At 49.4% G+C, this 15778-nt stretch carries 14 protein-coding genes; 11 read left to right on the plus strand and 3 right to left on the minus strand.

From position 1 onward, the window contains the following. Window positions 1-37 precede the first annotated feature (37 nt). The 4 genes from ACFSUF_RS05120 to ACFSUF_RS05135 all read left to right on the plus strand — a co-directional run bounded on the left by ACFSUF_RS05120 (window position 38) and on the right by ACFSUF_RS05135 (window position 3942). Complete coding sequence (locus ACFSUF_RS05120; protein WP_377600792.1) at window positions 38-979, plus strand: CobW family GTP-binding protein; 942 nt, start codon at window positions 38-40, stop codon at window positions 977-979. A 149-nt stretch (window positions 980-1128) separates the two neighbouring features. Next, a complete protein-coding gene (locus ACFSUF_RS05125; protein ID WP_377600794.1) occupies window positions 1129-1707 on the plus strand; it encodes an RNA polymerase sigma factor in 579 nt (192 codons plus the stop codon). After that, a complete protein-coding gene (locus ACFSUF_RS05130; RefSeq protein WP_377600796.1) occupies window positions 1704-2516 on the plus strand; it encodes an anti-sigma factor in 813 nt (270 codons plus the stop codon). The genes ACFSUF_RS05125 and ACFSUF_RS05130 overlap by 4 nt, the downstream gene beginning before the upstream one ends. A gap of 127 nt (window positions 2517-2643) precedes the next feature. Then, window positions 2644-3942, plus strand: coding sequence for an ammonium transporter (locus ACFSUF_RS05135; protein ID WP_377600798.1), 1299 nt, complete (start codon window positions 2644-2646; stop codon window positions 3940-3942). A gap of 245 nt (window positions 3943-4187) precedes the next feature. On the opposite strand, the gene ACFSUF_RS05140 is transcribed toward ACFSUF_RS05135, so the two are convergent. Next, a complete protein-coding gene (locus ACFSUF_RS05140) occupies window positions 4188-4520 on the minus strand; it encodes a hypothetical protein (RefSeq protein WP_377600800.1) in 333 nt (110 codons plus the stop codon). Between the two features lie 187 nt (window positions 4521-4707). Between ACFSUF_RS05140 and ACFSUF_RS05145 the strand changes: the two genes are divergently transcribed. Then, a complete protein-coding gene (locus ACFSUF_RS05145) occupies window positions 4708-5979 on the plus strand; it encodes an MFS transporter (protein ID WP_377600802.1) in 1272 nt (423 codons plus the stop codon). A 177-nt stretch (window positions 5980-6156) separates the two neighbouring features. Here the strand turns inward: ACFSUF_RS05145 and udk are convergent, their stop codons facing one another. Further along, window positions 6157-6777 carry a uridine kinase gene (gene udk / locus ACFSUF_RS05150; RefSeq protein WP_377600804.1) on the minus strand — a complete coding sequence of 207 codons (621 nt, stop codon included), beginning with the start codon at window positions 6775-6777 and terminating at the stop codon, window positions 6157-6159. 155 nt (window positions 6778-6932) lie between these two features. Here udk and ACFSUF_RS05155 point away from each other — a divergent pair, with 155 nt between their 5' ends. Continuing rightward, complete coding sequence (locus ACFSUF_RS05155; protein WP_377600806.1) at window positions 6933-8417, plus strand: spore germination protein; 1485 nt, start codon at window positions 6933-6935, stop codon at window positions 8415-8417. 48 nt (window positions 8418-8465) lie between these two features. On the opposite strand, the gene ACFSUF_RS05160 is transcribed toward ACFSUF_RS05155, so the two are convergent. Further along, entirely contained in the window at window positions 8466-8630 is a 165-nt protein-coding gene (locus tag ACFSUF_RS05160) for a DUF1328 domain-containing protein (protein ID WP_377600808.1), read from the minus strand. Between the two features lie 167 nt (window positions 8631-8797). Between ACFSUF_RS05160 and ACFSUF_RS05165 the strand changes: the two genes are divergently transcribed. From ACFSUF_RS05165 to ACFSUF_RS05185, 5 genes are all read left to right on the plus strand, one after another. Beyond that, window positions 8798-9280, plus strand: coding sequence for a DUF948 domain-containing protein (locus ACFSUF_RS05165; RefSeq protein WP_377600809.1), 483 nt, complete (start codon window positions 8798-8800; stop codon window positions 9278-9280). A 31-nt stretch (window positions 9281-9311) separates the two neighbouring features. Next, complete coding sequence (locus ACFSUF_RS05170) at window positions 9312-9785, plus strand: hypothetical protein (RefSeq protein ID WP_377600811.1); 474 nt, start codon at window positions 9312-9314, stop codon at window positions 9783-9785. Window positions 9786-10093: 308 nt separating this feature from the next. Further along, entirely contained in the window at window positions 10094-11245 is a 1152-nt protein-coding gene (locus tag ACFSUF_RS05175) for a SpoIIE family protein phosphatase (RefSeq protein WP_377600813.1), read from the plus strand. Window positions 11246-11279: 34 nt separating this feature from the next. Next, window positions 11280-14915, plus strand: a complete 3636-nt coding sequence (locus ACFSUF_RS05180) for a response regulator (RefSeq protein ID WP_377600815.1) — start codon at window positions 11280-11282, stop codon at window positions 14913-14915. Window positions 14916-14933: 18 nt separating this feature from the next. Beyond that, window positions 14934-15773 carry a CheR family methyltransferase gene (locus ACFSUF_RS05185; protein WP_377600817.1) on the plus strand — a complete coding sequence of 280 codons (840 nt, stop codon included), beginning with the start codon at window positions 14934-14936 and terminating at the stop codon, window positions 15771-15773. Window positions 15774-15778: the final 5 nt, after the last annotated feature.

Consider the following 15778-nt stretch of genomic DNA (forward strand, 5'->3'; position numbering starts at 1 on the left):
CTTAGTAATAGAATCAGCAATACATAGAGGAGGATTTATGAAGATTGAGAGTACGGAAGTTTATCTCCTGACCGGTTTTTTGGGGAGCGGCAAGACGACACTGCTCGGCAGGATGCTCGATTATTTTGTTGAGACCGGCAAGAAGGCGGCCGTTCTTATGAATGAACTGGGGGAAGTAAATCTGGATGGAATGCTCTTGGGAGAAGAGGTTCCGATGAAGGAACTGTTAAGCGGATGTATTTGCTGCACAGTTCGGGGGGACTTCGGATTCCAGCTGCACCGGTTGTTGGAAGAACATGCTCCCGATGTCGTTATTGTGGAATCTACCGGCGCTGCGAATCCGATGGAAGTGCTGGACGAACTGTCAGAGCTGTCCTTGTATACGGGAGTGGAGCTGAAAGATGTGATCGCTGTAGCGGACGCGCTTCAGCTGCAAGAGGCCGCACAGAAAGGCAAAGGGCCGACGTACCGGCTGATGAAAGATCAATTGAGATGCGCTTCGGTCATCATCCTGAACAAAACCGATTTGATCCCTTCTCAGCAGCTGCCTACTATTCAGAAGCTGTTAAGGGAATGGAATCCGGCCGCCCCGGCCGTCGTGACCGTCCGGTGTTCGGCGGATCTGGAACAACTTCTTTCAGGGGATGCGGTTCACCCGGAACCTGGAAGCATGCAGGAGAAAGGCGGCGAGCCCAGAAGTTCCCACAATCACGTGTTAGTTTATACGCAAGAGTTGGATAAGCCCGTAAACAGCGAGTCGTTCGAGGCGATGTTCGAGAACATGCCGGAACAGGTGTATCGTGCTAAGGGCATCGTTTCTTTTACGGATACGTCCAAAAGGTATCTGTTCCAATATGCTTATAGACAGCTGGAGTTCACGCCGATTACTCCTCAGGGGAAAGTAAAGGACGTGGCAGTGTTTATCGGGGAGCATTTTGACAAACAGGAGATTCGAAAACGGGTACATGAGCTTATGTAGTTAGCAGGCGACTCTCCCGTTACCTTTGTATCGATTCCGGAAGTAGGTTGGCGGCCTAGTTTTAATTTGAAGGTCAAGTCATCCAAACCGCCGGTTTCTACGAAGTGTAGGATGGGAGGGATATTGGATTGAAAGGGGATATCCTACTAATGACTGAACTTGCAGCAGACGGGGATTTGCTGAAGCGCATTGCCGCCAAGGACGCAGAAGCCCTGGAGCAGCTGTACGACCGGTACGAGAAACCAATGTATTCATTCGCTTACCGGATTGTGAAAGATGCGATGCAAGCCGAAGAGATCGTTCAGGAACTGTTTTTCCGTATCTGGAATGCAGCTGTAAACTATGATCCTTCCCAAGGAAAAGTAACGACATGGATGTTTACCTTAACCCGCAATATTGCCATAGATCTGCTTAGGAAGAAGGAAAACCGCACGGTTAAAGAGATGACGGAACCCGAGAAGATGCAGCGGTATGCCGATCAGATGACCGACACGGAGAAGCAGGCCGAGACGAAATGGGTCGGAGAAGAAATCAGAACGGCGCTTACAACGTTGAATCAAGATCAGCAGCAGGTGATTGAAATGATCTATTTCGGGGGATTGACGCAGCAGGAAGTTTCCACACGGCACAATATCCCGCTGGGGACTGTCAAAAGCAGGGTTAGGCTGGCTATGAAGCAGCTGAAGTCGGCCCTGTCGGGGATCGGGAAGGAGGAAGCGTGGAAATGAAAGAACAACACGGAATGCCTTGCGACTTGTTAGAACTTTTTGTGATAGAAGGACTGGATGAAGTAGATAAAGCGGAATTTGAGAAGCATTTGGCGTCTTGCGCCTCATGCCAAGAAGGGCTGGCGGAATTAAGCCCCGTTATGGACGCTCTTCCCTATGCTGCGGAGCAAGTGGAAGTGCCTCAGGGAATGAAGGGCCGCATATTGGGTTCCATTCTGAGAACGGAACAGGCGGAGCCGAATCCGGAGACGGCTGCCGCGATTTCGGATCTTGACGATCTTATGCCCAAGGTGACGCCGGAACGTCCGGTATACGAAGTTTCAGCCAAGCGGACCGGCTGGAGCAAGTTCCTTAATTACGGCTTGGCCGCCGCTGCGCTGATATCGATTTTTTATAATGTGCAGCTGAAACAAGAGATCAGCCGGCTGGAGACGATTGCGGCTGCTCCCGAAAAGCCGGTTCAGCGACTGCAGACCAACAACGTCGTATCTTTAAATCCGGCAGTGGAGGGACTCGTGGCGAAAGGGCGTGCCTCGATTGTCATTGACAGCAAAGGTACGCATCTGTTGGTTCAGGCGGAAAATTTACCCGAACTGAAACAAAATCAGGCGTTCCAGCTATGGCTGATCAAAGGCGGGGAACCGGTGAATGCGGGGACTTTCGTATCGCATAATGGATCGGGCGCTGTCTATTATACGCTTAGCTCCAAGGATCAGGGCTACGATACGATTGCCATTACGCTGGAGCCCGATGCGTTCGGAGAGAAGCCAAGAGGGAACCCGGTGCTTGCCGCCAAAGTGGAATCCTAGACGTCAGCAGACTGCACTGGTAACGTTAATATCCCTTACACAATCCCGTTGACAGCTGTCTTCTCATGATTTTATAATGAGGTGCTGGGAGACAAGTCAAGTTAGTTAACATAAGGGGATGCATAACATGACGATTGATCAACTCGCGGGCGGCCTGGACACGATATGGGTGGTTCTGAGCGCCGCGATGATTCTTCTGATGGAGGGCGGCTTTGCCCTTCTGGAGGCCGGTTTTGTCAGGCAGAAGAACGCAGTCAGCATTATTATGAAAGTGTTTGTAGACATTACGTTCGGAGCTTTAGTGTTCTTCCTGTTCGGGTTTGCGCTTATGTACGGCAAGGACGCAGGAGGCTTCATCGGAACATCCGGATTTATGCTGGACGGGGATCTGGCACATATCCAGTATCTGATTTCCCACGAAACCTATTGGCTGTTCCAGTGCGCGTTCGTTATCGCCGTCATTTCGATTGTATCGGGTGCGGTAGCCGAACGGTTTAATTTTAAAGCATACATTCTTTATACAATTGCCATGACAGGCATCATCTATCCCGTGGCAGGGCACTGGGTATGGGCTGTCGGGGGCTGGCTGGGCAAGCTGGGCATGATCGATTTTGCCGGCTCGGCGGTCATTCATGCCTTGGGCGGATTTTCCGCCCTCGCCGCAGCGATGTTCATCGGACCCCGGATCGGGAAATTCAATCAGGACGGTTCCGCAAATATCGTGCCCCCTTCAAATCTGCCTCTGGCTTCCGTCGGCGCGTTTATCCTATGGTTCGGCTGGTTCGGATTCAACTCGGGCAGTACGCTCAGCGCGGCAAACTTCTACGAGGCGATTGGCCATATCGCCGTCACTACGATGCTGGCTGCGGCAAGCGGAGGAGCGGCCTGCATCCTGTTTACAATGCTGCGTTACCGAAAGTCCGATCCCCCGATGGTCATTAACGGGGCATTGGCCGGCCTTGTCGGTATTACCGCAGGCTGCGCTTACGTCTCCGACGGGGCAGCGATGCTGATCGGCGCGGTATGCGGGATAGCGATGGTATTCGCTACCGAAATGCTGGAGCGCCGGGGCGTCGACGACCCGGTCGGCGCGTTCGCGGTTCACGGCATCAGCGGCAGCCTCGGCACGCTGGCCGTGGGGTTGTTCGCCATGCCCGAGCTGACGAAAGGGTTCGGCCTGGAAACGGCCGGACTGTTGTATGGCGGGGGCTGGCAGCTGCTGGGCGCACAAGCGCTTGGACTTGTGCTGATCAGCGCCTGGGGCTTCGGGCTCACCTGGCTCGTCCTGAAGGCGATCCAAGCCGTCGTGCCTGTGCGGGTCACCTCCGACGAAGAGCTCGTCGGACTGGACGTAGGCGTGCACGGCGTGCCGGCTTACAGCCAAGAGCACGATTTTATCGCTTTGCCTACGATGGACGGCAAATGAGATAACCTCGATCGAGGTCTTTCGAAGAGGAGTCGACCGCGTTCAAATGTAGGTTTATCCGAAAACTTATACTTTTTTATGTGGTGAAACAAGGAACCCGGAAATGCTGTACTTCAGCGCATTCCCGGGTTCCTTGTTCATTGTTTCACTTTGGTTTGAACGTATACCTTGCCGTACGATACGAAACACTACATGTTAGACTAAACGGCACAACAAAAGCCCCGCAGGTTACCGGGGCTTCTTGATTATGATTTATGCTGCTCCAACATTGCTTTGGCTGCCTCGATTTCCTGCCGGAGGCGCCGTGCTGTCTCCATCGGTTTCTTCACATAATGGATGTACTCAACCGCCAGATGGTGGTCCGGCTTTTTGCCTGTGAGCATTTTGCGGATACCTGACATCGCCTGATAGGTCTGTTCTTCTTTCATCCGCCTCTTCTCATAGCGCTCTATCGCTTTCTCGATCTCGGATATCTGCTGCTCGCGCTTCGCGATATACGTTTCTATAAATGAGTAGATGTCCGCGCCGGGCGGCATGGTAACACGATCATATGATTGTCCCCATAAAGCATCAAACATGAGAGTACACCTACCCTTGAATGTAAGCTATTTTCACACCACAATTTAAGTTTACCTTATTTTTGCATCCTTGAAAAGACCTTCTTCCCGAAAACTTACACATAGGAAATCGCGATTAGAGCCATAATAAGGAGTATCGGCCGACAACCGGAATGAAAATCGCCTGGATAAAGGATGGTTCGAACCAATGGAATCGGATAAAAAGTGGGACCTTATTTCGATCGCATCGATCCCCCTCATCATGACGCTGGGCAATTCCATGCTGATCCCAGTTTTGCCAGCTATCCGTACGCGACTGGGGATAACGTCGCTGCAAGTCAGCCTCTTGATTACCGTATACTCGGCTGTGGCCATTGTTCTAATTCCGGTCGCAGGCTATCTTTCCGACCGTTACGGCCGCAAGGCTGTAATCATACCAAGTCTGATCGCTACGGCATTGGGCGGTCTGCTTTCCGGCCTCGCTTCGTGGTGGATGCCACATCCATATGCTTTGATTTTAGGGGGCCGTGTTCTTCAGGGGATTGGCGCAGCGGGTTCCGCACCGATTGTTCTGCCTTTGATCGGGGATATTTTTAAACGGGAAAGCGACGTAAGCCAAGGACTCGGTATCGTAGAAACGTCCAATACGTTCGGAAAAGTGCTCAGCCCTATATTAGGATCGTTTCTCGCTTCATTTATATGGTTCCTGCCCTTTCTTTTTATCCCGATTTTCTGCTCTATTTCTATACTGATGGTTGCATTTCTTGTGAAATCTCCCGAGAAAAAGGAAGAGCCGCCTGAATTCAAACAGTTTCTTAAATCCGTAAAGTTTATTTTTACGGAAAAAGGCCGGTGGCTTTATGCGATTTTTGCGATCGGGGTCATCTGCATGTTCGTTATTTTCGGGACGCTTTTTTATTTGTCGGATGAGTTGGAACGGCTGTTCAATTTAAAAGGGGTTTTAAAAGGGGCGGTGTTAGCCATTCCGCTGGCAGCTTTATGCCTTGCTTCCTTTTTTACAGGAAAGGCAATCGGCAAAAACAAACCGTTGATGAAATGGCTGACATTTATCGGTACGGTCCTTCTTACCGCAGCTGTCTTTGGGTGCGGGATGATTCATTCGATTCCTTGGATTATTGCACTGCTGTGCCTTGCCGGTATAGGTATGGGGCTAATCCTTCCTTGTCTGGACGCCTTTATTACTGAAGGGATTCAAAAAGAGCAGCGGGGGACAATCACTTCAATATACAGCTCCATGCGGTTTATCGGTGTTGCGCTGGGCCCGCCGGTTGCCTCCGTTCTCCTTGGGGTTTCACACCACGTCATGTTTTACACGATTTCCGGGGCGTGCCTGCTGGCTGCATTGATCTCGCTCTTTGCGATTCATCCCCATGCGAACGATAAACCCCCGGGAGGATCAGGAAAGTATGAGCCTTCGGAAGGCAAAGGGCATGATAAATTGAAGATCCGGATCGGGTGAAATGAACCTGTATCGAGGTCTTTCGAAGAGGAGCGACCGCGTTCAACTGTAGCTTTATTCGCCAATAAGAAAGCCGTTTTCGTTGCCGAAAACTTAAACTTTCTTATATGGTAATAAAACAGGGCTTTCTCTGCATGGTCTTCTAATAAGATCATGCGGAGAAAGCCCTTTATCTCATTACAGCTTGCCGTGCTTGCGGTAACGTTCCGTCAATGTTGTCAGCATGCGGATTCCGATCTGATTTTCGGCACCTTCCGGGATAATAATGTCGGCGTATTTCTTAGAAGGTTCTATGAACGCGTCGTGCATCGGTTTCACCGTCATTAAGTATTGATCCACCACGGATTGCAGGGTACGTCCCCGTTCCTGGATATCTCTTACTACCCGGCGCAAAATACGGATATCCGCATCCGTATCCACGAACACTTTAATGTCGAGGCCGGAACGAAGGTGATCGTCCGAAAGAACATGAAGCCCTTCCACTATAACGATTTGCTTCGGTTCAACCGTCTCCGTTTCCGATGACCGTGCATGCACTGTGAAGTCGTATACCGGGATTTCCACGGTTTCTCCATCCCGGAGACGGGAAAGGTGCTGCAGAAGCAGTTCATTATCGAAAGCATTCGGATGATCGTAATTAATGCGTTCACGCTGTTCCATGGACAGCTCGGAGTGATCCAGATAATAACTGTCCTGCGAGATCAGGACGGCATTCGCATCTCCCATTCGTTCCATTATAGAGCGGGCCACCGAGGTTTTGCCGGAACCGGTGCCGCCGGCGATACCTATAATCAACATAAAGCGTATTCTCTCCTGTCTTTACCTGAAATTCACTTTCACAGTTTACCATATATTTAACAGAAGCCAAAATGGGAATTATGTGACCGGATATCCCGACCTTTTTTCGGAAAAACTGGAACTACAAATCGCCGGCAATCGGGAGGTAACCGAACATGAAAACACCGGAACCAACGAATCATGAGGAACTTCAGCAGTTGACCAAAAGCCTGGATACGAATGCAGCTTATTTAAAACAGGCGCTCGGCGTGAAAAAAAGCTTTGACGTAATCCATCGGGAACTGGAATTCGCCGGGATCAAGATGGGGCTGTTCTTCGTGGACGGTTTTGTTAAAGATGAAGTATTGAACGTGATTTTCCTCCATTTGGCGAAACTTAAGCCTGAAGACATACAGCCTCAGACAATCATGAAGCTGCTGCATACCCATATTGCCTACGTGGAGACGGAAACCGTCAAAGAAACGGAAAAGCTGATCGGTGCCGTGCTTGCCGGTCCGCCTGTTCTTGTCATTGACGGTTACGACGAAGCTTTGCTGATTGATGCCCGTACCTATCCTGCCCGGGGCCCCGATGAACCTGATATTGAACGGGTTGTCCGGGGGGCTAGGGACGGTTTTACGGAAACCCTCATTTTCAATACGGCATTAACCCGCAGGCGTCTGAGAGACCGTTCCCTTAGGATGGAATACATCCAGATCGGCAGACGTTCCAAGACCGATATAGCAATGGCTTACTTGGAAGACGTAGCGGATGATGAATTGGTCAGTGAAATCAGGAGCAGATTGACAGGGATCGAGGTGGAAGGCCTGGCAATGGCCGATAAAGCAATCGAGGAATTTCTGTTCAAAAAACACTGGAATCCATTTCCAATGGTCCGGTATACCGAACGTCCTGACGTAGCTGCGATTCATTTAATGGAAGGACATGTTCTTATTTATACGGATACGTCGCCAAGTGTCATGATTACGCCTACCACATTATTCCATCACGTGCAGCATGCCGAAGAATACAGGCAGAAGCCGATCGTAGGAGCATATTTGCGTTGGGTCAGATTTGCCGCCATGTTAGGTTCCGTATTTATGCTGCCTCTGTGGCTTATGTTTGCCTTGCAGCCTGAGCTGCTTCCGGATATGCTACATTTCCTTCTCCCCAAAGCGAAGGAAAATCAAGTTCCTTTTGTCGTGCAGGCTCTGCTGGCTGAAGTCGGTATTGATGCGCTCCGGATGGCGGCGATTCATACTCCCTCTTCTTTGGCGACGGCCCTCGGCTTGGTGGCTGCTCTAATGATTGGAGATATTGCGGTGGATGTGGGGCTGTTATCGAAGGATATTCTGCTGTTTTTGTCCATTTCGGCGTTGGGTACCTTTGCTACTCCCAGTTATGAATTCGGGATGGCTACCAGAATTGTACGTATTTCGCTGCTGCTGCTTACGGGGTTATTCCATTGGGTCGGGCTGGCAGCCGGCACCTTATTCTGGTTTGTGCTGCTCGCCTTCACCAGGCCTCTAGATACTCCGTATTTGTGGCCGTTGCTTCCATTAAACATAAAAGCAATGGCTGACATTCTCGTTCGTTCTCCGGTACCGGCCAAGAAGAAACGCCCCTCCGTACTGAAACCGAAAGACGGTACACGCTTATAAATGCAAAAAAAACCGGGGCCGCGAGGCTCCGGTTTTTTGGTGTGTAATCTACACCCTGCTGCTTCTTCCTGTGAACAGGGAAATGATAAACAGCACGATGAACACGAAGAACAGCACTTTGGCGATGCCTGCCGCTGCACTTACGATACCCATAAATCCGAATACGGCTGCAATCAAGGCAATGATTAGAAAGATAAAGCTCCATTTTAACATTGTATTCAGCCTCCTTAGGTGTAGTATGCTTTGTCATGCTCTAACTTAAACCCAATTCCCAGGCTTGAAACACAGGGTATTTCGGCGCTGCACCCTTGTTTCAAAGCCGACGCCCCAGGGTATTTCTCATACATATCGACACAACAGATTCCTAAGGAGGATATGAAATGATTACTCAATTAAGCGTTGCGCTTATCGCTGTGGCATTCACATTTCTAGTAGTATATTTAATTAAAACATTAAAGAAAGTAATGGAGTCGCTTGATCAGACAAACCGGACACTCACAGAGGTGCAGCATACGGTAAATGATCTCTCCGTAGAAGCAAAGCAACTCATTCACACGGTAAATCAGATTACAGCGGATGTGAAAGGCAAGATCAGTTCGGTCGATCCTCTCTTCGAAACGGCTCAAGACGTTGGCGAGGTCCTTCATGAAGTCACTGCAACAGTGAAACATGCAGCTGCGTCTGTACTGGGAAACCACAGCGGACAGACTACGACCGCAACGCATTTTATGCCTGATGGAAGCTACACGCAAGAAAAGCAGAATTCTACGCTGAACCGGTTGTCCCATATTGCGAACTATGTATCTCTCGGAAGCCGCATCTTGAACCGCTGGAAATCATCCAGAGTAAAATCCACCTTCTAAAGCAGGCTGCTTACGAAAGGGGCGGACACCTATGAAGAAACGTCTGATTTGGGGATTACTGCTCTGTTTGACGGTGTCGGGTGCAGCGGCGGGAACGCTGCTTCAAGAAGGCTCAGCTTCCGCGGAACCATCTCGCTTTCAGGTGAACGGAATTTCGCTGGGGCAGACGAAAACCGCCGTTGTTCAAAAGAAAGGAGAACCCGTCTCTATAGTAAAAGACAGGCTGCTGGGCACGGAAGAATATCGGTACCGGGATGCGAAGGTCGGTTTTTATGATGGCCGGGTAGAATATATTTCCCTGGCGGCAGCAAGGAGATACATGTCATTGGACGGGAAGCTGGTAGGCATCAGCCGTGCCGGGCTGACCGGGGTGTTCGGCGCTGCCGATTACCGGGCCGAAGACGGGATGGTCTTCATTCAAGCTGACACCGCATTTAAAGCGTACACCGACCCTGAAACGGGAGCAATTGTAAGTGTCGATTACTTTTTTGGAGATGAAACGTGATTCTTTTTGGAGAGGCTGTTTCAAACGGCACCGTATGGTTTAATGTATTTTATAGTTCCTGCCTTTGTGTTTAGCCCAAGATGCTTTACATCAAAAGGCCAAGCTTAACAATATACCAATCCAGTTGAGAATACAGTCTCATCTAGATTGGTATATTTCCGTATGTAAGACAAATTGGCAGAAACCGCTTCTTATGGAACAGGCTGGCTGTGGAAGGATGGACTTTCAAACAGGGATGGACTAGTATGGTTACAAATGCTTAATCGGCACTTCGAAGTGGGTATGAAAAATAAAGGAGCTCTCCATACATGAGTATAATGATCATAGATGATAACCCCACGAACTTAATTATTATTAAAGAAATACTGAAAAAAGCGGGCTACCGCAAGCTTATGGCCGCCTCGTCAGCGAAGGCGATGTTTGAGCTGCTTGAAACCTCCGAAGGGAAAGGGGAAGAACCCGTTCATTTGATCCTGCTTGATATTATGATGCCGGACATGGACGGTATCGAAGCATGCCGGAAGCTGCAGTTATCGGAAAAGCACCGCAACATCCCGGTCATCATGGTTACCGCATTAGGCGATTCCAACAAACTTGCGGAAGCGCTCGATGCCGGGGCCATTGATTATGTAACAAAACCGATCAACCGCGTTGAACTGCTGGCAAGGATCAGGGTAGCCCTGCGGCTGAAATACGAGAAGGACTGGCACAAGGAACGGGACGATCACATGCGAAATGAGCTGGAGCTGGCCAAACAGGTTCAGCACGGGGTGCTCACACCGGCGCTGCTGGAACGGAACATCAAGATCGACGCAATCTATCAGCCCTCACAGGAGCTGGCAGGAGACCTTTATGCCTGGTACCCGGTAGATGAGGACAGGTACGGCATTATTTTGCTCGATGTGATGGGACACGGTATTTCGTCTTCGCTGGTGAGCATGTTTATTGCTTCTATGCTCCGCGATATTATAACCACTCTTGCCAAACCTGAGAAGGTCATACAGGAATTGAACCGGAGAATGAATCTGCTTTACGTTCCCGGACATTTTGTCCAATATTATTTTACGGCCATTTACATTCTGGTGGATACGAATCGGAAGACGATCGAATATGTCAATGCAGGCCATCCTGCCGGTTTTCTGCTGTCGCCCGACGGTCAATGCCGTTCGCTGTCGCAAGGATCCAGCGCTGTCGGTTTTTTTGAAACGATTGAGGTCACTCCCGGCTTGATGGAATATACGGACCGGGCGAAAATTCTGCTGTATACGGACGGGATACTGGAACAGCTGGATCCGGAGGAGGATCAGATCGAAGCAATGTCCAGACTGGCTGTGCAGCATGCTGACTCGAGTTTGGAACAAATCAGAGAGAGATTCTTCACAGGACAGGAGAAACAGGACGATATGTGTTTTGTGATGATTGATCTTACCCCTGACGGATCCGCGGGTAACAAGCAGTAGAAACAATCATGTATTGAAGGGGAGGGGAACCCGCTTGAGAATCAGAGGTAAACTGCTGCTCGGGTTCAGCGCAATGATGCTGATTATGCTGATCCTGACTTCGGTAGCCTATAACCGGATGTCGGCTATTGACCATCAGTTGAAGACGATTTATAACGATCCGTATCAGAATTACAAATACATCCAAAGTTTGCGCGGCCAGGTTAATACTGTTTCGCGTCTGCTTGCCAATGCGATGATCCAAAGGGAATCTACGTCTGCTAACGAGATGAAATTGAAATCGGCTCAATCTCAAGTGCTGGAGTTACTTGAGAAACTGTCTGCGGTCCGCACGGTTGATGTTCAAGAGAGCCAAATGTCCGAAAGATCAGCTGAGCTGGCCAAACGTTTCATGACCTATGTGGACACGGTCATTCCCATGATACAGGGTGGACGGTATACAGAGGCCGTTTCACTGCGTTCGTCTGAAGGATTGAAAAGCCAAGAAGAGTTTTTAACCTTTACCGAGCAATTTCTATCTTTTGAAGAAAAGAAAATAGAAACCGTATTCTATTTGTCCGCAACCACATTTAATAAATCGATCATGTGGCTGTCTATACTTACGCTAGCCGGGCTGCTGATTGGTGTACTTATTATCGTTTGGACAACACTGTCCGTCTCCCGAGGCATTTCAACGGTGAATACGCTCATTAAGGGGTTCACTTCAGGACAGTTCAAAGCTTTGCAGCGCATTAAAATAACATCCAAGGATGAATTGGGGCAGGTTGCTCACTTTATCAAGGATTCGGCCGCGGCATTGGAAGAGAGAAACCGTAACAACCAGCTGTTGATACAAGAGAAAGAAGATTTAAGCTGGCTGAAAACTCAGGTGGCACGGCTTACTGAACTATACAGCGGTTTAACCAGCTTGGAGAAACTGGCGCACAAATTTACCGGTGAATATACACCGATTTTGGGGGCTGCATTCTCTGCTTTTTATATACGTGACCGCCAGAATCTAGCCTATTTGAAGTTAGCGGGAACGTACGGTTACGATGTTTCGGACGTGAAGCCTGTCAGGGTGGGTGAAGGGCTGGTCGGCCAATCTGCCAAGGATAACCGCAGAATCCTGCTGAATAACGTCAAAGCGGAATATGTGAAAATAAAGTCCGGAATCGGCGAAACGGAGGAAGTGTTCTTGCTTCTGCAGCCGATCAGCTTTGAAGGGTCGGTTTTGGCTGTTATAGAATTAGCCAAGTTTCATGAATTTACCGAACGTGAATTGGATCTGGTCGGACAGTTGGCGGAAACGATGGGTACTTTAATGAGCAGGCTCATCGACCGGATGAGAGTGGATGAGCTGCTGAAAGAATCGCAGTCGCTGACGGAGGAAGCCCAGGCGCAGTCGGAAGAGTTGCTGGCGCAGCAAGAAGAGCTGCGGCGGTCAAATGAGGAGCTCGAGCAGAAAACGCAAGCCCTGATGCTTTCAGAAGAGAGATTGCAGAGACAGCAGGAGGAACTGGAACACAGCAATGAAGAGCTGGTGATGAAAACCCAGCTGCTCGAACAGCAAATCAGGAAGACGGACCAGAAACATCAGGAAGTGGAACTCCAGAAGGAATCGCTGGAGAAGCAGGCAATGGAATTGGCCATGAGCACCAAGTATAAAACGGAATTTCTTGCAAACATGTCTCATGAACTGCGCACGCCGCTTAACAGCCTGCTGATTCTTTCCCAGCTGCTGGCTGATAATAAGAACGGTAACCTGGATTCCAAGCAGCTGGAATACGCCCAAACGATTCATTCTTCCGGCAGCGACCTGCTGAAGCTGATCGATGAGATTTTGGATTTATCCAAAGTGGAAACGGGCAGGATGGAAGTATATCCGGAGGAAGTCGAACTGGAGCAAGTCGCCACTTATATCGAAAGAGTCTTCAGCCCCGTTGCGGCCGATAAACGTTTGGAACTCATCGTCCGGCTTGATCCGAAGCTGCCGAAAAGTGTGTACACAGACGAGCAGCGGCTGAAGCAGATCTTGAAAAATCTCGTTTCAAATGCCATTAAATTTACGAAAAAGGGTTATGTGGAAGTTAACGTACTTGCATCCGGAAACAAGAAGATTGAATTCAAAGTAAAAGATACCGGCATAGGCATTGCCAAAGAAAAGCAGGAAATGATTTTTGAAGCCTTCCGGCAGGCAGACGGAACAACCAGCCGCAACTACGGCGGCACGGGACTCGGCCTATCGATCAGCAGGGAATTGGCAAAGCTGCTGCAAGGCCAAATCTCTGTAACGAGTGTAGAAAACAAAGGCAGCGAGTTTACCCTGACTCTTCCGCTTTACTACAGCATGGAGCTCTCATCCGAGGCAGCCGCAGCTGCGGAGGAACAGCCCGTAGTAACCTTGCCGGCGTATCATGAAGTAATCGCTACGATTGCGGCAACCAGGAAGGAAATCCAGGAACCGGCCGCAACAGCCATGCAAATACAGGACGACCGGGATGATCTGGACGAGGAGGACCGCGTGATCCTCATCATTGAGGATGATGTGAACTTTGCCAAGGTGTTGTTGGATATGGCGCGCCAACGCGGGTTTAAAGTACTGGTGGCTTTACAGGGGGACCATGGCTTGACCATGGCCAAAATGTATACGCCGGAAGCCATCCTGCTGGATATTCAGCTGCCGGTGATGAACGGCTGGTCGATTCTGCATCATCTCAAGAATGCTTCCGGGACGCGGCATATTCCGGTTCATGTGATCACAGTGAATGAAGAAATTCTTCAAGGGCTCTCGATGGGAGCACTTGCCTTTCTGAAAAAACCTTCCGGCAGGGAACAGCTGGAAGAAGTCTTTTCCGGGATTGAGGGATTTCTTGAAAAGAAGCTGAAACGGCTGTTGATCGTGGAAGCGGACGAAGAGCAGTGCCGCAATCTGGAAGAATTGATTGGACACGACGATATCGAGATTACCTGTGCAGATACCGGGCGCATAGCGATGGAACTGCTCTCCGGCCAACAGTTTGACTGCATGGTGCTGGATTTGTTCCTGCCGGATATGTCGGGTTTCGACATTCTGGATATGCTGAGGGATACTCATCAGCTGCAAAGCTTGCCGGTCATTATTCATACAAATGAGGACTTGGATAAGAAATCCGAACTCAAACTGAAGAAATACGCCGAATCTATTATTATTAAAGATGTCAAATCACCGGAGCGGCTGTTGGACGAAACCGCTTTGTTCTTACACCGGGTGGAAGCGGACCTTCCTGCAGATAAAAGAGAGATGCTGCGAAAATATCAGAATAAGGAAGCCATTTTCGAAGGAAAACAAATCCTTCTGGTAGATGACGACATCCGCAATGTCTTTGCCATCTCCAGTATACTGGAAGCTAACGGCATGGAGGTGGCTTTTGCCGAAAACGGCAAGGAGGCGCTGGAGCATTTGAACGGAACGGTTCCGTACGATCTTGTCCTTATGGATGTCATGATGCCGGAGATGGACGGATACGAGGCGATGCGCCTGATCAGACAGCATCCGAAGTTCGAGAAGCTCCCGATTATTGCGCTCACCGCGAAGGCCATGAAGGAAGACCGCCAGAAATGCATTGAAGCAGGGGCATCCGACTATGTTATAAAACCGATCCAGAATGAGCAATTATTATCCCTGATGAGAGTTTGGCTTTACAAATAAGGGTTAGAAGGTTGGGTTATGGAAAATAAGCATACCGACGAGGAAGAGCGGGAGAAGATTGAAATCGGGCTTCTGTTGGAAGGGATTTACCGTTATTATGGGTTTGATTTCCGCAATTATGCCTACAGCTCACTGCGAAGGCGGATCTGGCACCGGGTTTATTCGGAGAAACTTCAAACCATTTCGGGGTTGCAGGAGAAAGCATTGCATGACAGGGCATGCCTGGACCGGCTTCTCTCTGACTTAAGCATCTCCGTCACTGAAATGTTCCGGGACCCGGGCATGTTTCTGAAATTCCGGGAAGAGATCGTTCCCGTTCTTCGCAACTATCCTTATATCCGTATATGGCATGCAGGGTGTTCCACTGGGGAAGAAGTGTATTCGATGGCCATTTTGCTTCAGGAAGAAGGGTTATACGACCGTACCCGGATTTATGCGACCGATATGAATCAAGCTTCCTTGGAGAAAGCAAAAGCCGGAGTTTATCCTCTTGAGAAAATGAAGCAATACACTCAGAATTATATAGAAGCGGGGGGGAAGCAGTCTTTCTCCTCCTACTATACCGCGAAGTATAATTCGGTCATCTTTGATCCCAGCCTGAAAAAAAATATGATCTTTGCGGAGCACAATCTGGTGACCGACCGTTCTTTTAACGAATTTCAGGTCATTTTGTGCCGCAACGTACTGATTTATTTCAATAAAGAGCTGCAGGACCGCGTTCATAAGCTGTTTTACGAAAGCCTCAGCCCTAACGGATTTTTGGCTTTGGGCAGTAAGGAGTCCATTCATTTTACTTCTTACGCAGACTGTTACCAGGTCATCAGCGACCGGGAAAACTTATATATGAAATTCACATAATGCCG

This window comes from Paenibacillus gansuensis (genome assembly GCF_042684925.1).
GTDB classification, from domain to species: domain Bacteria; phylum Bacillota; class Bacilli; order Paenibacillales; family DY6; genus Paenibacillus_N; species Paenibacillus_N gansuensis.